Raw genomic sequence first — 20,583 nt, forward strand, 5'->3', positions numbered from 1 at the left:
GGTCTTGGCGGGTGCGCCAGTCGGTGCTTAGGCGAGCAGGTCCAGGGTGGACCGGTTCCAGGAGGTTCCGCCGGGGAGACCGGACTCCTCAGGTGAGGGGTCGTTTCTGGGAGGGCCTGGCGGGGCAGGAGGCTCCCGGGTGCGGTCCGGTCGGCCGTGGTCCTGTCTGGCTGGCCCCTGGCCGTCCGCGTCGCTGCGGGCGGAATCCCCGCCTCCGGGCTGGTCCTTGGTGGAGACATCCAGGCTGGCGTGCAGGCCGGGGGCGGCAAGGTCGCGGCGCAGATCCGGAAGCATCCCGCGGAGTGCTTCCCGTGCGGCTTCGGTGGGAGCGAACAGCTCGACGCGCATGCCCTCCGCGGTCACCAGGGCCCGGACGGTCACCGGACCGAACTCATCGGGTGCCACCCGTACGGTGATCAGATGTTCCCCCTTCGAGGCGCTGGCCAGGCTGAACACTGGCTTGTACAGCTGGGTGGCCAGCGGGACCGGAGGCGCGGGTGGGGCGGGTGGCGCTGACACTGCAGTCTGGGCCGCTGCGGACTGCATTGCCAGCGGTTGCGCTGCTGGTGCGACCGGTTGCAGCGTGCCGGCGGCCGACGGCTCGGCGGCCGGGATAGCCGAACGCGGTGATCCAGCACCTGGGACAGCCAGCGCGGGTGGCATCCCCTGCGGACCAGCACCCGGCGCACCCTGCGGGGCACCCGGTACTGGGACGGCCTGTGCTGCACCAGCCGGTGAAGCGGCGGTCAGGGGAGCAGTGCCCAGTGGGGGCTGGGTCGGTGTGGTCTGGGCGGACCCGGGCACAGCGGACGCGGCCGGAGCGGACGCGGCCGTAGCGGACCCGGGCACAGCGGACTGGACCGTAGACCCGGCCACTGGCGTGGCAGCCGTGGCGGACCCTGACGAAGTGACGGCTGGCGGCAGGGCGCGCTCCCCACCGGCGGGTGGCACCTCTATCGGCACATGCGCGGCCGACTCCTCAACCCGCGCACCCTGAGCTGCCCGGCTCAGGAAGGTGGCACGGTTCTCCGGCAGACCCAGGGCGAGCGCGGATCCCGAAGGGATGGTGCCGGCTTCCGCCTGGTTCGCAGGGTCAGCCCCGTCCAGAGTGCCTCTCGCACCGGTGACGGACAGGCCGATAGGTGTGGCGGCAAGCGATGAACCAGGGACCGCACCCTGCACGACCCCAAAAGCCGCCAGCGCGGTCTCTCCCGCGGCGGTTGCGGTCGCCGCCGGGTCGACCGGCAGAGCCGGGCCGGGGGTGGCCCGCGATCCTGCACCTGGCCTCACGGCTGGAGGGTCCAGCAGCCCGCGCGCCAGTGTGAGCGCTGGGCCAAAGGCTCCCCCGCCGTCGGACGCTCCCTTCGCCGTCATCGACGGCGCACCCTTGGGCGCCGGGGCGCCGACGGCGGCGAGCGAGCTCATCAGGGCCGTCCCGACACGAAGGCAGCCTGTGCTGCAGCGACCAGATCCGCGAGCGCGGCGCCGTTGGCGGCAGCACCCTCAGTCAGGGCTGACATTTCGGATGCTTCGGAGTCAGTGGGCACGATCCGGCGGATGGAGTCCAGGTTGCCATCGTTCTCCCAGGCGTCACGGACCGCGATGTTCTGGCCGGGCTGCGGCGCGTCGATGACCTTGTTATTTCCGAGGTAGATGGACACATGTCCCCCGTCCAGGCTGAACAGCAGGTCACCCGGCTGGGCCTCCGCGAGGGATGACACCTCGGTGCCCATTTTCATCTGGTCCCAGGTCACGCGGGGCAGTTCGATGCCAAGGTCCCGGTACACCCGCTGGGTGAAGCCCGAGCAGTCCATTCCGACGGCGGGATCGGTACCGCCCCAGACGTAGGGCACGCCCACGTACCGGTTGGCTGCGGCGACGACGTCGGAGCTGGTAGCTTCTCCGGTGGCCATCGGCTGGGCGGGTGCGACCGCCGCGGTGCTGACTGTGGCGGGGACGGAGGCGGCAGGTGGCGTACCGGCCGCCGCAGCCGCCAGGGCGTCCGCGAACGCACGGGTGGGCCCCTCCGACCCGGTGGATGCCGACGAGGACGACGACGTCGACGTGGTCGCGGGCGCCGGGGTGGTAGCGGCAGCCGCGACAGGCGTGGAAAGCCGGGTCAGGGTGGACTGGATCTGCTGGATCCGGCCCACAGTGTCAACGATTGTCATCTCTGATTCCCCCTCAGGTGCCGGGCATTGGCAGCAATTTCATCGAGCACCAGTTGCTCGGCCGACAAATCCTCCGCCTGCACCGCGGCGACGTGCTTTTCCTCGAGTTTCTCCAGGCTGATGGTCCGTGCCCGCGCAGCACCGAAGTTCGCCTGCGCGCGTTCCAGGTCCATCCGGCTCCGGGTTTCGAGTGCTTCGAGCTCGCGCAGCATGCTGCGCGAGGAAGCGCGGGCGGCCGCGACAGCGGCGAGCGCCTGCGCGGAGTCGACGCGGCTGCCCGACCGGTCGAGGGAGGTCAGCGCTGTCCCCCGGTCCTGGGCCCGTGCGCGCACTGCAGCGTTCGCCGCAGCGAGCTGACCTTTCGCCTGGTCCTGGTGGATCTGGCGGAGCCGGAGCAGACCAGCGAGCGGGAAGGTCCGGGCCATCATGGCGCCCCGAGCAATCTGACCAGCTTCTCGAGCTGCGCCCAGGTCTGCTCAATGGGGGTCTGCTGGCTCATGGACTGCTGCAGAAAGGTGTTGACGGCGGTTTCGTGCTGGATGGCCGCGTCGACCAGCGGGTTGGAACCGGGCTGATAGGCGCCCACGTCCAGCAGGTCCTGGACCGCCCGGCGTGCCGAGAGGACCTTCCGCAGAAACGCTGCTGCCCTGCTGTGCTCGGCGGTGTTGACTCGCGAAGCAACCCGGGAGATGGACGCCAGCGCATCCACTGACGGGAAATGGCCGGCGACAGCGAGCTTCCGGTCCAGGACAACGTGACCGTCCAGGAAGGACCGGGCCGAATCGGCGATCGGTTCGTTGTGGTCGTCCCCGTCCACCAGCACTGTGTACATGCCGGTCACCGACCCGCGCTCGCCGGTGCCGGCGCGTTCCAGGAGTTGGGCGAGCAGGGAGAAGGTCGACGGCGGGTACCCACGGGTGGCGGGGGGCTCCCCGACCGACAGGCCGATCTCCCGCTGCGCCATCGCGACGCGGGTGAGGGAGTCCATCATCAGCATCACGTCGGTCCCCTCGTCCCGGAACGCCTCGGCGATGCGGGTGGCGACGAAGGCAGCGCGCAGCCGCATCAGCGCGGGTTCGTCGGAGGTGGACACCACCACAATTGACCGTTTCAGGCCCTCGGGTCCGAGATCGTCCTCCAGGAACTCCCTGACCTCGCGACCACGCTCGCCGACGAGAGCGATTACCGAGACGGCAGCGTCAGTTCCCCGGGCGATCATCGAGAGCAGCGAGGACTTTCCGACGCCGCTGCCAGCGAACAGGCCCATGCGTTGGCCTTTGCCAACCGTGGTCAGGCTGTCCATCACCCGGACGCCCAACTGCAGGGGCTCAGTGATCCGGGTGCGGCTCATCGACGGAGGCGTCGGATGGTCCAGGGGGACCATCCGGGCGGACTGCAGTGGACCCAGGTTGTCGATGGGCCGGCCCAGACCGTCGAGGACCCGTCCCAGGAGCCCGGCGCCGGTGGGTACCAGGAGTGGTTTCCCGGCGGAACTGACGGGGGTTCCAGCGTTGACCCCGACCAGCCGGCCCAGCGGCATGCAGTGCACGGAGGAACGGGAGGCTGCCACCACTTCGGCGTCGACCCCCGGGTTTTCACCAATGGTGACAAGGTCGCCGATCCCGCAGTCCAGACCCGCGACTTCGACGCCGAGACCCACCACCGAGGAGACCATCCCCAGCCGGACCGGGGCGGCCGCCGACACGGCGGCCCTGAGGCGATCGGCAGGCTGGGTGAGGACGGCGTTCACGCGGGGTCCTGCAAAGCCTGCCGCGCCCGTGACAGGGCGGATCCGATCCGGGCGTCGAGGTAGCCGTCGGCCAGATCGACCATCGCGTCACCGTTCGCCAGCGTCGGGTCTGCCACCAGGGTGACACCGGCGGACGTACGGGTCTGCTCGTCGAGGCTGGACCAGTCGGCGGTTGACAGCCGCACGCGCTGAACGTCGTCGGGGTCCACGTCCCGCAGTGCCCGCCCCAATGCGAGCCGCGCGGGATCCTCGGAGCGCAGCTGTGCGCCAATGATCGCCTCGGCAAGGTCCAGCGCGGCCGCGTGCACCAACTGCTGGGAGGCGCCGTCGATCATCGCCACCCTCGCGGTAAAGGCCCGCGCGGCAGCTTCCAGGCTTCGCACCGCCTGATCGGTGCGGGCCCGCTGATCCTGCTGGAAGGCGGCAAGCTCGGCCTCCTGGGCAGCCGCAACACGGCTCACCTCGACCGCCGCTGCACGCATTCCCGCCGCATACCCGGCCGCGTGGCCCTGGGCATGGCTGCGGTCCGCGTTGCCATGCGTCGGCAGGGCGAGGGAGGGGAAGGCATGCGCAAACACGGGTGCGTCAGTAGACATACTCGTCCTCGTCGCGCTGGATGGTGATGGTTCCCTGCGCCTCCAGGTCGCGAATGGCCCGGACCACCAGGGCACGCGCCTCCTCGACCAGTGAAATGCGCACCGGTCCTGCCGCCTTGATTTCGTCGTCCAGGATCTCGCGGTTGCGTTCGGACACGTTGCTGCGGATCATGTCGATGACCTGGGTGGAGGCACCCTTCATGGCGCAGGCAAGGACCGCCGAATCAAGGCCGCGCAGCACCTGTTGCACATCCTTGCGGTCGAGGTTAACGATGTCCGCGAAGGTGAGCATCCGTGCGCGCACCTCATCGGCCAGTTCCGGGTCCCGGTCGTCGAGTCCGGCGAGGAGGGCGCGTTCAGTGGAGACGTCGGCGCGGTTGATGATGTCGACGAGGGGCTGGATCCCGCCGATTACAGCAATGGTCTGGTGGGGGGTGCCGATCGCGCCGGAGCGAACCTTAAGGGTTTCGGCGACGACTCCCACGGCCTCGGGGGTGGCAGTTCCCATGGTGGCGATGCACTGAGCGACGTCGGTCCGCAACGGATCGTCGAGGACCGACACCACCGCCGAGGCGTGCTCCGGGCGCAGGTGCGCCAGGACCAGCGCCACCGTCTGCGGAAGTTCGCCGTCGAGCAGGGTCTGGATCTGCCGGGGATCAACCGTGTCCAGGAACTCGAAGGCTTTGCCGGCCATGGAGGAGGCCAGGCGATCCATCACGCCGGCTGCCCGATCGGCCCCGAAGGAAGCCTCGAGCAGGCCAGCGGCGACGTCGCGGCCACCGCGCGGCCGGCGTCGCCCGCTGCTGCTGAGTTCGTGGAATTCCGACAGCGCCTCATCGGCCATCGATGCATCGACCCGGCGCAGCCGGACAATCTCGGAGACGATCTCCTCGGCTTCGCTGTCCGAGAACTGGCGGAGCACTATCGCAGCGTGATCGGGATCGAGCTGCATCAGCACCATCGCGGCCTTCTGCGTTCCGGTCAGCGTCTCGGCCGTGGGGTGGGCGGGGGTGGCGACGAGCTCGCTCATACCGGCTGCCTGTCATCCATGAGGCTCCGCAGGTAGTCGGCGGTCTTCGCCGGGTCCCTGACGGCCATGGCCTCGATGTCGGCCCGCTTCCGGCTCATCGCGTCTTCGTGACCCAACTCGGCGATGGCGCTCAGGTCAATCGAGGTGGTATCGGGGGCCGGTTCGACCATCCGGGTGGGGCCCAGATCACCGATCGCCGGGCCACCGATGACCGGAATGACCTCCTGGAGCTCACCCAGGTCAACGGGTTCGCGCCGCTGCCGGCGGGACTTCCGTGCGTACACCACGAGGGCGATGATGATGGCCAGCAGCACCAGGGCGGCGATCACGCCGACCTGCATCATCAACTGGGCCCGTGCCTCAGCAGCCGCGGCCTCATCGGCGGCGGCGAGCGCCTCGGCGGCCTCCGCTGCACCGGCGTTGTTGAACGGGAGCACTTCGACGGTAACCAAGTCGCCACGGTCCTCATTGATCCCGGCCGCGGCGGTAACCAGGCCGGTCAGACCGGCCAGGTCGAGAGCGCCGGCGGCTTCCTCGTCGAGGGCCACTGAAACGGTTTGACGGTTGATGGCGCCCGCGGGAATGGTGGTGGATTCGGTGATCTTGTTGACCGCGTTGTTGCGGGTGCTGGTCTCCGAGTTGAAGTTGCCTTCGCCCCCGGTGTCGTCGGGACCGGCAATGTTGTCCGGCCCGAGCACTCCTGCAGCGGCTCCCCCAGCTCCCTCGTACTCTTCGGTGGTGGTGGATTCGTTGAGGGCCGGGTCGCCGTCGGGTGTGGTGAAGGATTCCTCCACCCGTTCAGCGAACTCGGTGTTCATGTCGGCCGCGACCACTACCGACGCGTTGCCCGGCCCGACTACCCGGTCGAGCATGCTCTGCACCGAGGCGCGCACTGTCTCCTCGTAGTCGGAGGACTGCTGGTTGACGCTGCCGGTGGCACCGACGCCCACGGCGGAGAGCACGTTGCCGTCGGCGTCGATCACTGCCACGTTCTCGGGAACCATTCCGTCGATGGAGGCCGAGGTGAGGTGGGCAACCGCCTGGACCTGCTCGGAGGAGAGCGTCACTCCACTGTCCGTTTCGATGAACACGGAAGCGGTGGGGGTGCCTGCCTCGGAGACGAAAACCGATTCTTCGGGGATGGCCAGCCGGACCGAGGCGTTCTTCACGCCGCTCAGCGCGGAGACGGTCGCCGCGAGCTCGCCCTCAAGGGCACGCTTGTAGGTCACCGACTCCTGGAATTCGGAGGAGGTGACTCCCATGTCGTCGAGGAGTGAATAGCCGGCGGTGGACGACGACGGCAGCCCGGCCGCTGCAGCCTTCAGCCGCTGGTCGTAGACGCTCTCCTCAGGCACCAGGATGGTGCCGCCGCCCCCGGAGATCTCGTAGGGGATGTTGTCGGTGCGCAGCTGCTCGACAATGATCGAGGCGTCCTCGCCGTTCAGACCGGAGAAGAGTGGCGTGTAGCTGGGCTTCATGGACCATGTGACGAGGGCGGCAACGCCGAGGGCGAGGACCGCCACACCAATGATCGCGATGGTGCGCTGGGCGATGGTGAACGCTTTCACCGCATCGCCCAGGCGGGTCATGACTGAACTGAATGACTGGGGCATCAGGCCTGCATCCTCATGATCTCGTTGAAGGCGTCGACGCCCTTGTTGCGGACCGCGGCGACAAGTTCAAGCGTCACCTGGGCGCGGGTGGACGCGAGGGTGGCGTTGTGGATGTCACTCAGGTCTCCGGTGACCGCCTGGACGGCCAGCGCGCTCGACGTCGACTGGAGGGACTGGAGGTTCTCCACCGCACCGGTGAGGGCGGTGGTGAATCCGGCACCCTGGTCCGAGGCGACCGCCTGGGTCTGGGGCAGGTATCCGGTGCCGGTGACCTGTTGGACGGAGCCCACTGAGGGAAGGGCGGAAATGGGCATCAGGAGCGTCCGATCTGGAGTGCAGCTTCGTAGGTAGCCTTGGCGCGGTCGACGACGGCGGCATTCGCCTGGTAGCCGCGCTGGGCGAGGATGAGGTGGCCCATCTGGGCCCCCATGTCGATGTCCGGATACCTGACGTTGCCGTCGGCATCGGCCAGGGGGTGGTTCGGTTCGTGGACCACACGGCCTTCGGCATCACCGAACTGGGCTCCCGCCACGTACACGCCGCTGACGCCCTGGCCTTCCTGGGCGGTGACGTAGCGCTGCTGGAAGGCGGCGCCGTCGGTGGACGTGACGGTGTTGGCGTTGGCCATGTTGTCGGCAACGGTATCCAGCCATTTGCGGTGCACGGTGAGACCCGTACCGGCGATCCCGATGGCGTCGAAGGTCATCAGTTGCTCCTCATCGCGGTACGCACACTGGTGAACTGGCCCTCGACGGCGCGGGCAGCGAACTGGTACCGGAGCACGGTGTCAATGTTGGACAGCGTTTCGGTATCCAGGTTGACGTTGCTGCCGTTGAGACGGGTGGGTTCAAGGGACCGGTCGGTGGAGCTGACCACGCGGCCGTCACCGTTCGCCACCGATCGCTTCAACGCGTCTTCGAAGCTCACCCGCTGGGCATGGTAGCCGGGGGTGTTGACGTTGGCGATGTTGTTGGCGGTCACGCGCTGTCGCAGGGACAGCCCGTCCAAAGCGCTGCCCAGTGCAACCGAGGTCACGGAATCGAACACGGCGGAAACCCTCTTCATCAAGATGAGGCGAATGCGGCCGGTCCATGGCCTGGTGGGTGAGCGATCCATGCTCATTTGCCACTATCGGCAGGACGAATCCAGTTGGTTAGGGGAACGGGAGGTTAAAGTTTTTGGCCGGTTATCCGGCAACGTCGAGGTAGACCGCTCCGGGACGTGCGGTGGACGCATTCACTGCGCCCAGCAGGGCGTGGTGCTGCCGGTTCTCCCGGACCGCGGAGCGCAGCTGGTCGACGATGCTGCGTTGAGCTGCCTGGATTCGGCGGGCCCTGCCCACGAGGTCCGCCGGGAGCGGGCCCGGGTCCGACGGCGGGTGCCATCCGGGTGAGGCGTCCACGGCGTCGTCGTGCTGGGCGTTCGCCGCCGTGGCGATGCCCCGCTCCATCGTGTCAAGGACAGCCTCCCACTCGTTGTGGGTGAGGTCAGGCAAAGCCGAGGGTTCCCGTCCCGGCGGCGGGTGCGGGTACCGGCAGCTGCGCGGCGGCCTCGTGCCAGGCCTGCCGGACCGGCTCCAGCAGGGCAATGCACTCGCGGGTCCGGGAAACGTCGCGGCTGATGTTGGCCTCGACGAGGGTGGTCATGACGTAGGAGTACAGGGACTTCAGCCCGTGGGCGCCGTCCCATTTGCCGGTGTCGAGGGAGAGGTTGAGCTCGGTAATGATCGCCTGCGCGTGGATCAGGTTCTCCGACGCGACGGACCAGTCCTGCGCCAACTGGGCCGTTTCGGTCCGGGCCAGGTCCAGCATCAGGCGGTCGTAGAGCATGGTCAGCAGCCGGGCGGGCGACGCCGACAGGACGGCATCCCGGTTGTAGGCTGCCCGTTGTGCCGAGGCGCTGGTTAGGGTGATCACGATTTCGAGCTCTCCATCCGTGGCAGGTTTGCAAGCTGTGAGGTCAGCCAGTCACCCTGTGACTGCAGCTGGGATAGCTGAACCTCAAGGTTGGTGTAGGTGCGTTCAAGGGTTGACCGCCGGGTCTCCAGCCGGCGGTCCCATTCAGCAACCTGGGTGTTCAGTTCCTTGACCTCGGATTCCTGGCCCTGGATCCGCAAGGTGATGGCGCCGTCGAACTTGTCTGAGGTTTCCTTCGCGACACCGGCCACCCGGGAGGCGATCTCCGAGAGCATGCCCTGTACCGCAACAGGATCCTCGGCCAGTGCCTTCCCGAACTTGTCAGCGTCGAACTCGACGCTTCCGGTGCGGGTCAGCGTGATACCGAATTCCGAGGGCGACCGCCCGTCGACCGGCGCGGTGGCGGCCGATAGGATCCGCGCGGAAATGCCGCGGACCCCGCTGTCGCCGGTGAACAGACCCGCCCGGGCCACCGAACTGCCGGTGGATTCGGAAGTGGTCACCGACGAGTTCGTGGCAATGTAGCCCAGCACCCCCGCCAGCGAATCCACTAGATCCTTGGCGGTCTTGGTGGTGGCTGCCTGGTCCCTGCCGACCGTGATGGTGACCGGGTCGGTGGAAACCTTGGCCGCCGTCACGTCCACACCGGGCAAGAGGTTGCTGAACGTGTTCGACGACGACGTCACGGCCTGAGCCGCGGCCGTCCCCGCCCAGAGGGTGACCTGCGCGTCCTGCGCCGCCCTGACTTCTGCCGCCCCAGTCACGGTGAGCAGATTCGTGGCGGTGCCTGCCGCGGTGTCGGCGGCGGTGCCCCGGTGCACGGTGAACGCGCCGCTGGCTCCGGCGTCAGCCGAGGACAGCTGGAGCCGGTACTGCGGCTCGTTGTTGGCGTCCACCCCTGATGCGACCTTCAGGGCGGTAACCCCCGACTCCGAGGAGTTGATGGCAGCGACCATGTCGTCCAACGAAGCCGTGGCAGCGGTGATCTCCGTGGCCGTGCCGTCTGCGCCGGTGACAGTGATGACCGGTGGGGAATCCGGCCAGGCTGTCATCGCCGCGGTGACGGAGACCTGGTTCTGCGCGAGCCGGTCCACTGTGATGTCCATGGATCCGGCACTCGCCGTGCTGCCCGCCGTCGTCGTGACGTCGGTGGAGTTGCTGGTGGCTTTGAAAACGTTGAATGCTGCGGGAAGGGCTGCCTTCTCCGCGGCGGAACCGAGTGTTGCCACCCGGGTGTTCAGTTGCTGCAGCGCCGAGACGAGGGTCTGCGATTCGCTGACCTTGTTCTTCAGGAGGGCCTGGGGTCGGGCCTCCAGCTGCATGAGCTGATTGATCAGGGTGGTGGTGTCCAGGCCGCTGGCGAGGCCGTCAATGCCGAGTGCCATGGTCTAGTCCTCCCTTGGACGTGCAGTTGGTGATGGTTTCTGTGAGCGGGTCTCTACGTGGTGAAGAGGGCGCAGGCAAAGGAATGCAGGGCGGTGGGAGGGTGTGAGGTCCAAGTCGTTCCCCCTCACCGCCCGGCACCTTTAGCCTTTAGCGCTGCGGACTAGCCGAGCAGCTGCAGGACACCCTGGTTCATCTGGTTAGCCTGGGCCAGCATCGCGGTACCGGCCTGGGACAGGATGCTGGACCGGGTGTAGTCGGCCATTTCCTTCGCCATATCGGTGTCGCGGATGCGGGACTCGGCCGCAGAGAGGTTTTCGATCGAGACGTTGACGTTCTTGATCGTGGATTCGAAACGGTTCTGCACAGCACCGAGCTCGGAGCGGGCGGAGGAGATGTCCTTGATCTGGGCATCGATGGCGCCAATGGCTGCGCGCGCTCCTTCTGCGGTGGAGAAATCGAGGCCGGCCGCTCCCGTAGCAATGGCAGTGCCTGCACCGAGTCCGCCACCAGCTGGATCGGTCACATCGACATCTCCACCGTCATTTGCCTTGACCAGAATGCCGGTACCGGTGCCGTTCTCGTTCTTCACAACCGATGCGGTGAAGTTGGAGGCAAAATCGCTATCCGCGTTCAATGCTGCAGCGAACTCCTCGACGCTGGTGAAGGCGTTATCCGTGCCGCCGTCCGGGGTAACCGCAACTGTGGTGGTTACACCGTCCTTGACTGAACTGAAGCTGTACTCAGCCTCGGCCAGATCGGTTGGAGCACCAGTCGTTCCGTCAAAAGCGGCAATATCGAACCGGGTACCGCCGCCGCCTACTGCGCCAAGGGTGTCAGCAACAGCCTTCACATTGGCGCCGGACAGGTTGACCGAGATCTGGCTGCTTTCATCCCCACCAGCACCCACCTGGAAGCTCATGGTCTGGGTCGAGCCGTTGAGCAGCTTGTTGCCGTTGAAGTTGGTGTTCTCAGCAATGCGGCCCAGTTCAGCGGTCAGCCCCTCGACCTCGGTCGCGATCGCTCCACGCGACTCAGCGTTGTTCGAGTCGTTTCCGGCCTGAACTGCCAGGTCACGCATACGCTGCAGGATCGAGTGGACCTCGGTCAGCGCACCTTCAGCGGTCTGAACCACGCCGATGCCGTCCTGTGCGTTGCGGGAGGCAACGGTCAGGCCACCCACCTGCGACTTCAGGCCTTCAGCGAGAGCCAACCCGGCGGCGTCGTCAGCTGCCCGGTTGATGCGCAGGCCGCTGGACAGCTTCTCCAACGACTTGGACATGTCATTCTGTGTCATCGACAGGTTGCGGTAGGCATTCATTGCCGAGACGTTGGTGTTGATCTGAAAACCCATGATGTATTCCTCCGTGAGTGGGTATAAAGCGCCGGCCCATCCATGGGCTGGCAACCTTAGCTATCGGAAGATGAATCGGGGGCGTTAGAGAAAATCCAGCAGAACTTAAGACTTTCTGCACTGCACTTTATGAGGCGGCGGAATCCAGGAGGGGCGCCGGGTGATGGGCCCGGGTAATCCCGCCCGCTGTCTGGTCCGCGAGAGTCGCGAGGTAGGCGGTCCTACGGTTGGGTGAGATACGGGACCGGGGTACGTGCCGGACGGCTGGCTCGTCCGCGTAGTGGGTGCTCAAGCCGTCCTGCAGCAACCGCACGGCTTCCGACCGCTGCTGCGAAACTGCCGAATGGGTGGAGCCGAGTTCCTCGGCAATATCCTTCACTGAGCGATCCTCGAAGTAGATCTGCTCGATCACCCAGCGCATCCGTTCCGGAAGGGAAGCCACCGCTGCCCGCAGGTAGACCAGGCGCTCGGACGCCAGCAGGGTGGCCTCCGGAGAGGAGCTGTCGGCGACCAGCAGGTCGACCATGGTGTCATCCAGGGCGGATACGGTGCGTGAGGCGTCGCTCAGGGCGGCGTCAGCGACGCTGCGCTCGACCCCGAGGACGGACGCGATCTCATCCACCGTGGGAGTCCGCGCGAGGGACGCAGTGAGCGTCTCCTGCACCGCGAGGGTCTCCCGGATCCGGCGGCGCGCCGACCTAGGCGCCCAGTCGATGGAGCGCAGCTCGTCGGCGAAGGCGCCAGTGATCCGGCGTCGTGCGTAGGCACCAAAAGGTACACCCAGTGACGGATCAAAGGATTCTGCTGAAGTGATCAGTGCAATAGCACCGACGGAAGCCAAATCGTCCCTGGACAGGTGAGTTGCTTTAGCACACAACTCAGAAACGAGGTAGCCTACAAGTGGTAAATTGTCCACGACAATCTTATTTCGGTCAGACCGATTCATGGCGAGTTCCCCAACTCTTTTCGTGCGAGAGTCGCCAACGCACTTTGACTGGGGCAATGAAACCTGTTACCCATGCGCTGACGGTTACAAGATGAAAGATACCACTAACATTGCGTTTGGCAATGCCGATAGTTAGAGGCGACCACGCTGGACGCGTGATTCGGATGGAAAGGCGGCAGTGTGGGAGCGCATGAGTTGTCCGCACTGCTCTGGCAAGAACGCGAATTGCTGGAGTTATTGGTCTTTAAGTTGGAGGAAGAACAGTTACTTCTGACAACCGGTAAGACCAGGTGGCTGCAGCACGCTACCCGCGAGGTGGAGTCGGTACTTGAGCGTCTTCGCGCAGCCGGTCTGGCCCGCACCGTCGAGGTTGCCGCTCTTGCCGGCGAATGGGGAACCCAGCCTGATGCGACCCTCCGCGAGCTCGCCGCCCAGGCACCCGACGGGCCCTGGGGCGATATCTTCACTTCCCACCTCACAGCAATGACCGAGCTGACCGTCGAAATCCGGACCCTGCGCGATGCCAACCAGCAGTTCCTGCGCGCCGCTGCACGATCCACCCAGGAGACACTGTCGCGGCTCAACCCGGACGCCGGACTCTACGATTCACGTGGCACCTCCAATACGCCGTCCGACAACGCCCACCTCTTTGACAAGGATCTGTGAGGCAACCCCATGAGCACCTTTAGCGGCCTGAATACAGCCTTCAGTGGCCTGACCGCCGCACGCCGCGGCCTCGACGTCGTCGGCCAAAATATTTCGAACGCCAACACTGACGGATACACCCGCCAGCGGGTTGCTACCAGCTCGGTCGGGGCACCTGCCGCTGGCCTGTTCTCGACCGGCGTCCGTGCCGGCCAGGGAGTGGTGGTGAACGGCATTGCCCGGCTCGGCGACGCCCACCTCGATGCGCAGGTGCGTATCGCCGTTGCCGGATCCGGGTTCTCCTCGGTGCAGGCTGCAACACTCTCCACCCTCGAAGGATCGCTGTCCGAGCCGGGCGACAATGGGCTCTCGGCGCGGTTACAGGGCTTCTGGTCCGCTTGGCAGGGCCTGTCCAACGACGCCGGAGGCGGCGCTCCGACCGCTGTCCTGCTGCACGAAGCGACCGACCTCGCGTCCCGGCTGGCCCAGGTTTACAAGGCCGTCGAGGGGCAGTGGTCACCGCTTCGCCAGGACGCCACCACGCTGGTCGCGGAAGTGAATACTGCTGCCACCCAGGTCGCTGAGCTGAACAACCAGGTGCGGAAGGTCCTCGCAGCAGGCGGTTCTGCCAACGAGCTCATCGACCAGCGCAACACCCTGGTGGCGGGCATATCGGCGCTCACCGGGGCCAGCATGCGCCAGCAGGGCGACGGCACCGTCGACGTCCTGATCAGCGGCAACCCGCTGGTCTCCGGGGACACCGTGCGCACCCTTGCGGTCTCCGGTCCGAACCGGCTGGACCTGGCGAGCGCCGACGCCGTGCAAGTTGAATTCAGTCACCGGCCTGGCTCCCCCGCGGGACTCGACGGCGGGGAGATCGCCGGTGCCCTTGCGGCGCTGGCTCCCGCCACCAGCGGTGGCGCCCTCGCCGAGGCAGCCACCTTCTACAACGACTTTGCTGCAGACCTGGCAGCCAAGGTGAATGCGGTCCATTCCCAGGGTTCCACCGTGGACGGGACCACCGGTCTGGACTTCTTCAGGGTGAGCGGAGATCCCGCCGCACTGAACCTCACAGTCGTACCGGTGGACGCATCGGGCATTGCCGCGGGAACGCCGGGGGCCGGCGGTCTCAACGGAGCGAACGCCGACGCGATCTCCCAGCTGGGTGCTGGCGCCGACGCGCCCGACACCGCCTGGGCCGGGTTCGTCACCCAGCTCGGTGTGGAGACGAAAGCGGCTTTGCAGACCTCGGTCCTCGCCGACCTGGCGTCGTCGTCGTCAATTGGCCGCCAGCAAGCCAACGCATCAGTGGACATGGATGAGGAAAACCTGAGCCTTCTCGCCTACCAGCATGCCTACCAGGGGGCGGCACGCGTCATCACTGCAATAGACGAAATGCTCGATACCCTGATCAACCGCACCGGCGTAGTGGGAAGGTAACCAATGATCACCCGCGTCACCAACCAGACCATGATGCAGACCGCCCAGCGCAACCTGCAGACCAACCTCGCCCGGATGGCCGAGTTGCAGGACAAGGCATCGGGACAGAAGTCCTTCACCCGTGCGTCGGACAATCCTGCTGCGGCAGCCGAGTCGCTCCGGGTACGCGCGGAACTCCGCGCCGTCGACCAGTACGGCAGGAACATCGCCGACGGCGACGGGTGGCTCACCGCCGTCGATGCTTCGCTGACCATGGCGGGCGCCACCCTGAACAAGGTCCGTGACCTCACCGTGCAGGGATCCAACGGATCACTGTCAGCCTCGGGTCGCGAAGCGCTCGCCATTGAGGTATCGGCCCTGAGGGACCAACTGCTTGCCCAGGCCAACACCAAGCATCAGGGTCGGACCATTTTTGCCGGCAACTCCGATGCCGGGGTGGCCTTCACCGAGAACCTGGACCACACCGGTGGCAGCGCGGTGGAGCGCCGGATCGACGCGGGTGTGACCGTGCGCGTGGACGCGGATGGTGCAGCGATCTTCGGCACCGGCGACGCCTCGGTATTCAAGCTTCTGGATACCATTGAAGCTGATCTGCGGTCGGGAGCCGAGGTATCCCGCCATCTGGGAGCACTGGACACCCGGCTCACGGCGATCCGCTCCCACCAGGCCGAAGCGGGTACCCGCCACGCCCAGATCCTGCGTTCCGAGGAGGTCAATGTGGAGAAGTCAGTGTCGCTCGGGGCGCAGCGCGCCCGGGTGGAGGACGTCGACCTGGCAGCGGTCATCCTGGAGATGAAGCTGCAGGAAGTCACCTACCAGTCGGCGCTTGCCGTCACGGCACGGGTCCTGCAGCCCACCCTGATGGATTTCCTGAGGTGAGTGCGGTACTGACCTTCACTTCGCCGCCGCCCGGACTGGATCCGTTGGTGGATTTTTCTTTGGACAAGATCGACGGAGCGGACGGGCTGTACGCGTTGCAGGCCAGCCATGACGCGTCGCTGCGGCTGTATGTGCTCGATACGGCCGTTTACCTGCCGGACTACCATCCGGCCATCCCCGCCTCTCACACCGACGCCCTTGACCTGCCGGACGCGCAGGAGCTGACATTCCTGGTAGTCGCCAACCCGGGCGACGGCGGAACCACCGTGAACCTGATGGCCCCGATCGTGGTCAACCAGGACACCGGGCGGTGCACCCAGGTGATTCTTGAACGGGGCGGCTGGCCGGTCCGGGCCGAGCTTGCCGACTACGCCCCCAGTAGCGGGCCCGCCGCCACAGTGGTTGCGGCTGACCCCATGACTTAAACAGAACAACCGGGTGGAAACTTTCCCACCCGGTTGTTCTTTTCTGCTGATGATTCTGTGACTAGGCGAAGTCGGCAGTTGCCGGGTCCGCGCCGATCCGGCCTTCGGCACCCTTGTCGAGTGCGCTGATGGCGTCGAGGTCGCCCGCGTCGAGGGTGACATCCAATGCGTTCCAGTTCTCGACGATCCGCGATTCGGTCACTGACTTCGGGATGACGACGTTGCCGAGTGCAAGGTGCCAGGCCAGAACAACCTGCGCCGGGGTGGCGTCATGCTTGGCGGCGATCTCCACCAGCGTGGGGTCCTCAAGGAGTCCCTTGCCGGAACCCAGGGGCGACCAGGACTCGTGCAGGATGCCCTTGTCCTCGTGGAATGCCCGCAGCTGGGCCTGGTTGAAGAACGGGTGGGTTTCCACCTGGTTGATGACCGGGACCACGCCTGTCGCGTCAATGATCTCCTGCAGCGCCTCAACGGTGAAGTTCGAGACACCGATCGAGGTCACCCGCCCCTGCTTCTGCAGCTCGATGAGAGCCTTCCAGGTATCGAGGTACTTGCCCTGCTTGGGCTGCAGCCAGTGGATCAGGTACAGATCCAGCTTCTCCAGGCCGAGCTTCTCCATCGAAGTGTCGAAGGCCTTCAGGGTGCTTTCATAGCCCTGGTCCGCGTTCCACAGCTTCGTGGTGATGAACAGTTCGCTCCGGTCGAGGCCGGAGTTTGCGATGGCCCGGCCTACGCCTGCCTCATTCTGGTAGGCGGCAGCCGTGTCGATGTGACGGTAGCCAGCCTTGAAGGCGCGTCCGACGACGTCCTCGGCGGTGTTGTCGTCAACCTGCCACACCCCGTAACCCAGCTGGGGGATGGTGACGCCGTCATGGAAGGTGAGGTTTGGTGAGGTAGTCATGTATGCCTTTCGCGGTGCGAATAAATACTCTGTGATTAAGTGAACCGCCGCCCGCGCCCAAATATTTCGTCAGCCTACTTCTGATCACTCACGCTAGCTGGCAGCCAGCTGGCGCTCTGCCTCGGCAATGTCTTCCTCCACCAGCTCGGCCCGGCGCCTGACGTTCTCCACGCCGGCTGACGCAAGTCCCCACCGCTCGCCGTCGAGCCGTGCCATCGCTGCCGCCTCCGCCGTGGTGGCCAGGGCGTTACCAGCCCTCGACAGAGCGCGGTGCACGGGGGTGAGGGCGCCGGGGATATCCATCCCCTCGCTTGGGGAGGACGCCTGGGCGGTGACGCACACCGCCCGTACCCGTTCGAGTAGCGGCCCGAGGTCGTTGGCGAGCAGGGCGAGCTGGTTGTAGACGTCGTCGTCGGCCACTCCCTCCAGGATCTGGTGGTAGCGGTCCAGGCTTCGCCGGAAACGGTCGTGAGCGCGACGCCAGACGCCGGTACCGAGTTCCGCGTCGTCCTTCCGTCCTTGACGGGCAGCAGTAAAAAATCCCATGAAAATTATGGTCTCACGGTGGACCAATCCTTGATGGCCCGGGGAATCCCCCCATCCGGTCCCCCGGGCCTCTTGCCGTCCGGCGCTTGCTACTCGCCGGCACGCTCTTTCGGAGCCAGATTGGCCCGGTAGTCTTCGTGCTCCCGGCGGTCGAGTTCCTCGGTGAGCTCCTCGAGGCGGCCCTCCGTCTCCGGGTCCGGCAGGCCGTAGCGCACGTACTCGGCATCAAGTTCCCGATGAATCCTGCTGTTGAGGACCTCGACCTCAATGTTCTCGAGCTGGGTCAGGTCTTCGGGAAACGGCTGATCGGGGGTCAGGCGGGTGGTGTCGTTCATAGGGGTCCTTCCAAATGACTGTGTGCTAGGAGGTGCTGACTCGGCAGCAGGGCCAGGCGGTTGGGTCACCGGTTGGCCGGACGCAGGGCTGGGCGTCTACAGGCGCGGGATAGCCAGTGGGCTGGGCGCGTGAAGGATGCCCGCAGTGCGGGGATAAGGGGATGTCTTGACCGGGGCCCAGAGGGGCAATCCGTGCAGCACTGAAGCCATTGAAATCCTGCTTAAGAGGAGAAGTTCCCGTGGCTGTCTGCTCAACCTGTCTACGACTATATCCCATCCGGGCCTGCCTTCCGCCGTCACATCGGCCACCCCGGGAGGTCGATGCACCCCGCAGAGCGGTCCCAACGATTAGAGTTGGGTTCGTCAGGTTAGGGGGTTGTTCAGCAACGCCCGGAAGTGGAGGACAGCATGTCACAGATCCCGCGCGTTGAAGCGGACGTTCACAACGTCCTGATCGACATGGTGATGGACACCGACGATGTAAGCACCTTCCTGACGGGGCTGACCCAGCTGGCCGCCGCTACCCTTTCGTCCAAGGCCGCAGGCGAGGTCCTGTGCGGGCTGACCCTGCTGCGGCCCCGCACAATGGGAACTGTCGCGAGCAGCAGCGAACTCGCCCAGCGCACCGACGAAATCCAGTACGCCTTCGACGACGGGCCCTGCCTGCGGGCGGCGCGGGAGAACGTCGTCGTCCATGTGCGCGACGTCCCCAACGACACCCGGTTCCCCGACTACCGGGACGCCGTGGCCGAACACGGTATCCGCTCGGCCTTGGGCATCCCGGTGCCCCTGGGCGGCGAATCACGCGCTGGCCTCGACTTCTACTCCACCGAGGCGAACGCGTTCGGCGACGACGCAGTGGCCGCCGCCGAGGCCTTCGCCCTTGAAGCGTCCAAATCCTTGCGGCTGGCAGTACGCATGGCCCAACTCAGCGACGCCAGCAAGCACCTGGAAGCGGCGATGCAGTCACGCACCGTCATCGATCTGGCGGCCGGCATCATCATGGCCCAGAATCGGTGCTCCCAGGACGAGGCAGTCGAAATTCTGAAGGCCGCCTCCAGCGCCCGCAACATCAAACTGCGCGACGTCGCCAGCGCCGTCGTCGCCTCGGCGAACCAGGCGCCCACCACCACGCACTTCGACAAGTAGCCGCCCCGCTGGCGAGCCAGCAGCACGGCAGGCTTGCCAGCGTGGACGGACCACTGGGTTGCTAGCATGCCAGTCATGGCCCAGGCTGGACGACCACCCCTCCGACTGATCTTTGCGGGTCCCCGTGGCCGGCTGCTGGCTGCCTTCCTGATGGCTGAATTCGCGGCCAGCATGACGGGGCTGAGCTATGCGGCGGTACTGCCGGTCGCCGCAGCCGAGCTGGATGGTCTGGCACTGTACGGGCTGGCTGTGGCCCTGCCCGGCGTGGTGGGAATCGCCTTTCTTGCCCTCGGTCCCTACCTGTATGCCCGAATCGGCCCGCAGGCCCAGCTCAGCCTCTCAAGCCTGGTGCTGGTCCTCGGGGTGTGCCTGTCAGTCGCCGCACCCACCATGGAGGTCCTGGTGGCCGGGCTGGCGTTGCGGGGCGTCGCATCCGGTTTGATGGGCGGCCTTGGCATGGGCATCCTGAGCGAGCTCTACCCCGACGCCGGTGAGCGGGAGCGGGCCTTCGGCCTCTACGCCCTCATGTGGGTGGCGCCGTCGCTGGTGGGGCCCGTGATCAACGGGGTCCTGCTGGCCACCGTCGGGTGGCGCCCGTCCATGGCGTGGCCCGCTGTACTGATCCTTTTCGCCCGCGCACTTATTTCCTATTACCTCCGCCGGATTCCCTTCGACCGGCCCGACGCCCCTGGCAGGGTGCGAGGAGTTGGACCGCTCCTGGCGATCGCCGTTGGGCTCCTCCTGGCACAGGTCAGCATCGCCACCTCCGAACCTGGATGGGTGATCGGTGCGATCGTCCTGCTCGGGCTGGTACTGGTGGGACCGTTCCGGCAGGCGTTGCTCGTCATGGTCCCCACCGAACCCCGCACCCGGGCGGGAGGCTGGGTCCTGACCCTCATCTGCGGGGGCTATTTCGGGGTGAACTCACTCGTTCCGCTGCTGGCATTCACCTATATCGATGCAACCGGTGTCCTGGGCGCGGTACTGGTTTCGCTCGGCCCGTTGGCGTGGGCGTTGATGAGTGCCGGGGGTCTGGGCGCCCGGCTATCCTCCCGCCGGATACACCGACTCGCGGCCGCCAGCTTCCCGGCCGCAGCAGCGGGAGTTGTGGCATGGGCGCTACTCCCGGGCATGAGTGCGCCAGCGGGGGCGGTGGTACTCGGACTCGTTGCCCTGCTCGTGGGCATCACCATGGGTGCCGTCTATCCGAGGGTCATGACCCTGGCGTTCGAAGGCTTCAGGGGTGGCAACGGGACGAACCGTGCGCACGGCGGGGTGGTGCTCGGTCTTAGCGAAGACGTGGGGACGGCCTCCGGGGTGACACTGCTCGCCGGGACAGGTGGCATTGCAGTGGGTTTGGGGACCGGATCGGTGGCGATCCTGGCCGGGGCCTTCGCCGTCGTGCTGCTTGCCGGGTGGGTGATCGTCAGCCGCAGCAGCCTCTGGGATAGCTGAGGTCCACGCACAACTGCCCACCCACCGGTGCGGTTCGCTGAGCATCAAT

General features: G+C 66.4%; 24 protein-coding genes. 6 read left to right on the forward strand and 18 right to left on the reverse strand.

From position 1 onward, the window contains the following. Nucleotides 1-27: 27 nt before the first annotated feature. The 15 genes from HMI57_RS11395 to HMI57_RS11465 all read right to left on the reverse strand — a co-directional run bounded on the left by HMI57_RS11395 (nucleotide 28) and on the right by HMI57_RS11465 (nucleotide 12,759). Nucleotides 28-1,425 carry a flagellar hook-length control protein FliK gene (locus HMI57_RS11395; RefSeq protein ID WP_171586136.1) on the reverse strand — a complete coding sequence of 466 codons (1,398 nt, stop codon included), beginning with the start codon at nucleotides 1,423-1,425 and terminating at the stop codon, nucleotides 28-30. Further along, on the reverse strand, nucleotides 1,425-2,171 hold the full coding sequence (locus tag HMI57_RS11400; RefSeq protein WP_171586137.1) for a C40 family peptidase: 747 nt from the start codon (nucleotides 2,169-2,171) through the stop codon (nucleotides 1,425-1,427). The genes HMI57_RS11395 and HMI57_RS11400 overlap by 1 nt, the downstream gene beginning before the upstream one ends. Beyond that, nucleotides 2,168-2,599, reverse strand: coding sequence for a flagellar FliJ family protein (locus tag HMI57_RS11405; protein WP_171586138.1), 432 nt, complete (start codon nucleotides 2,597-2,599; stop codon nucleotides 2,168-2,170). The genes HMI57_RS11400 and HMI57_RS11405 overlap by 4 nt, the downstream gene beginning before the upstream one ends. After that, the gene (locus HMI57_RS11410) at nucleotides 2,596-3,921 is read right to left on the reverse strand and encodes a FliI/YscN family ATPase (RefSeq protein ID WP_171586139.1); all 1,326 of its coding nucleotides are present in this window, start codon (nucleotides 3,919-3,921) and stop codon (nucleotides 2,596-2,598) included. Before HMI57_RS11410 ends, HMI57_RS11405 begins: the two co-directional genes overlap by 4 nt. Then, nucleotides 3,918-4,517 (reverse strand): FliH/SctL family protein, encoded by a 600-nt coding sequence (locus HMI57_RS11415; protein ID WP_171586140.1) that lies wholly within the window; start codon nucleotides 4,515-4,517, stop codon nucleotides 3,918-3,920. The genes HMI57_RS11410 and HMI57_RS11415 overlap by 4 nt, the downstream gene beginning before the upstream one ends. Next, nucleotides 4,507-5,547 carry a flagellar motor switch protein FliG gene (gene fliG, locus HMI57_RS11420; protein WP_171586141.1) on the reverse strand — a complete coding sequence of 347 codons (1,041 nt, stop codon included), beginning with the start codon at nucleotides 5,545-5,547 and terminating at the stop codon, nucleotides 4,507-4,509. Before fliG ends, HMI57_RS11415 begins: the two co-directional genes overlap by 11 nt. After that, the gene (gene fliF / locus HMI57_RS11425) at nucleotides 5,544-7,160 is read right to left on the reverse strand and encodes a flagellar basal-body MS-ring/collar protein FliF (RefSeq protein ID WP_171586142.1); all 1,617 of its coding nucleotides are present in this window, start codon (nucleotides 7,158-7,160) and stop codon (nucleotides 5,544-5,546) included. The genes fliG and fliF overlap by 4 nt, the downstream gene beginning before the upstream one ends. Continuing rightward, nucleotides 7,160-7,474, reverse strand: coding sequence for a flagellar hook-basal body complex protein FliE (gene fliE, locus HMI57_RS11430; RefSeq protein ID WP_171586143.1), 315 nt, complete (start codon nucleotides 7,472-7,474; stop codon nucleotides 7,160-7,162). Before fliE ends, fliF begins: the two co-directional genes overlap by 1 nt. Continuing rightward, a complete protein-coding gene (locus HMI57_RS11435) occupies nucleotides 7,474-7,866 on the reverse strand; it encodes a flagellar basal body rod C-terminal domain-containing protein (protein WP_171586144.1) in 393 nt (130 codons plus the stop codon). The genes fliE and HMI57_RS11435 overlap by 1 nt, the downstream gene beginning before the upstream one ends. Further along, nucleotides 7,866-8,207, reverse strand: coding sequence for a flagellar basal body protein (locus HMI57_RS11440; RefSeq protein WP_171586259.1), 342 nt, complete (start codon nucleotides 8,205-8,207; stop codon nucleotides 7,866-7,868). Before HMI57_RS11440 ends, HMI57_RS11435 begins: the two co-directional genes overlap by 1 nt. Nucleotides 8,208-8,346: 139 nt before the next feature. Continuing rightward, on the reverse strand, nucleotides 8,347-8,655 hold the full coding sequence (locus HMI57_RS11445; protein ID WP_171586145.1) for a hypothetical protein: 309 nt from the start codon (nucleotides 8,653-8,655) through the stop codon (nucleotides 8,347-8,349). Beyond that, entirely contained in the window at nucleotides 8,648-9,076 is a 429-nt protein-coding gene (gene fliS, locus HMI57_RS11450; RefSeq protein WP_171586146.1) for a flagellar export chaperone FliS, read from the reverse strand. The genes HMI57_RS11445 and fliS overlap by 8 nt, the downstream gene beginning before the upstream one ends. Further along, a complete protein-coding gene (gene fliD / locus HMI57_RS11455; protein WP_171586147.1) occupies nucleotides 9,073-10,461 on the reverse strand; it encodes a flagellar filament capping protein FliD in 1,389 nt (462 codons plus the stop codon). Before fliD ends, fliS begins: the two co-directional genes overlap by 4 nt. 161 nt (nucleotides 10,462-10,622) lie before the next feature. After that, nucleotides 10,623-11,813, reverse strand: coding sequence for a flagellin (locus HMI57_RS11460; protein WP_171586148.1), 1,191 nt, complete (start codon nucleotides 11,811-11,813; stop codon nucleotides 10,623-10,625). A gap of 127 nt (nucleotides 11,814-11,940) precedes the next feature. Beyond that, nucleotides 11,941-12,759, reverse strand: a complete 819-nt coding sequence (locus HMI57_RS11465) for a sigma-70 family RNA polymerase sigma factor (RefSeq protein ID WP_171586149.1) — start codon at nucleotides 12,757-12,759, stop codon at nucleotides 11,941-11,943. A gap of 180 nt (nucleotides 12,760-12,939) precedes the next feature. Here HMI57_RS11465 and HMI57_RS11470 point away from each other — a divergent pair, with 180 nt between their 5' ends. The 4 genes from HMI57_RS11470 to HMI57_RS11485 are packed head-to-tail and all read left to right on the forward strand — an operon-like array spanning nucleotide 12,940 to nucleotide 16,148. Then, complete coding sequence (locus HMI57_RS11470) at nucleotides 12,940-13,425, forward strand: flagellar protein FlgN (protein WP_171586150.1); 486 nt, start codon at nucleotides 12,940-12,942, stop codon at nucleotides 13,423-13,425. Nucleotides 13,426-13,434: 9 nt separating this feature from the next. After that, nucleotides 13,435-14,844 carry a flagellar hook-associated protein FlgK gene (flgK, locus tag HMI57_RS11475; protein ID WP_171586151.1) on the forward strand — a complete coding sequence of 470 codons (1,410 nt, stop codon included), beginning with the start codon at nucleotides 13,435-13,437 and terminating at the stop codon, nucleotides 14,842-14,844. Nucleotides 14,845-14,847: 3 nt separating this feature from the next. Further along, nucleotides 14,848-15,723 carry a flagellar hook-associated protein FlgL gene (gene flgL, locus HMI57_RS11480; protein ID WP_171586152.1) on the forward strand — a complete coding sequence of 292 codons (876 nt, stop codon included), beginning with the start codon at nucleotides 14,848-14,850 and terminating at the stop codon, nucleotides 15,721-15,723. Beyond that, on the forward strand, nucleotides 15,720-16,148 hold the full coding sequence (locus tag HMI57_RS11485; protein ID WP_171586153.1) for a flagellar assembly protein FliW: 429 nt from the start codon (nucleotides 15,720-15,722) through the stop codon (nucleotides 16,146-16,148). The genes flgL and HMI57_RS11485 overlap by 4 nt, the downstream gene beginning before the upstream one ends. A 61-nt stretch (nucleotides 16,149-16,209) precedes the next feature. Here HMI57_RS11485 and HMI57_RS11490 read toward each other — a convergent pair whose 3' ends face one another. From HMI57_RS11490 to HMI57_RS11500, 3 genes are all read right to left on the reverse strand, one after another. Next, on the reverse strand, nucleotides 16,210-17,049 hold the full coding sequence (locus HMI57_RS11490) for an aldo/keto reductase (RefSeq protein ID WP_171586154.1): 840 nt from the start codon (nucleotides 17,047-17,049) through the stop codon (nucleotides 16,210-16,212). Between the two features lie 93 nt (nucleotides 17,050-17,142). Then, nucleotides 17,143-17,595: a hypothetical protein gene (locus HMI57_RS11495; RefSeq protein ID WP_171586155.1), complete on the reverse strand. Its 453-nt coding sequence runs from the start codon at nucleotides 17,593-17,595 to the stop codon at nucleotides 17,143-17,145. An 89-nt stretch (nucleotides 17,596-17,684) separates the two neighbouring features. Further along, a complete protein-coding gene (locus HMI57_RS11500) occupies nucleotides 17,685-17,930 on the reverse strand; it encodes a hypothetical protein (RefSeq protein WP_171586156.1) in 246 nt (81 codons plus the stop codon). Between the two features lie 408 nt (nucleotides 17,931-18,338). On the opposite strand from HMI57_RS11500, the gene HMI57_RS11505 reads away from it, so the two are divergent. Continuing rightward, nucleotides 18,339-19,079 (forward strand): GAF and ANTAR domain-containing protein, encoded by a 741-nt coding sequence (locus HMI57_RS11505; RefSeq protein WP_171586157.1) that lies wholly within the window; start codon nucleotides 18,339-18,341, stop codon nucleotides 19,077-19,079. A 75-nt stretch (nucleotides 19,080-19,154) separates the two neighbouring features. Continuing rightward, nucleotides 19,155-20,534, forward strand: coding sequence for an MFS transporter (locus HMI57_RS11510; protein WP_171586158.1), 1,380 nt, complete (start codon nucleotides 19,155-19,157; stop codon nucleotides 20,532-20,534). The last annotated feature ends 49 nt before the right edge of the window (nucleotides 20,535-20,583 follow it).

The organism is Arthrobacter sp. 260 (genome assembly GCF_013116745.1).
Classification (GTDB): domain Bacteria; phylum Actinomycetota; class Actinomycetes; order Actinomycetales; family Micrococcaceae; genus Arthrobacter_D.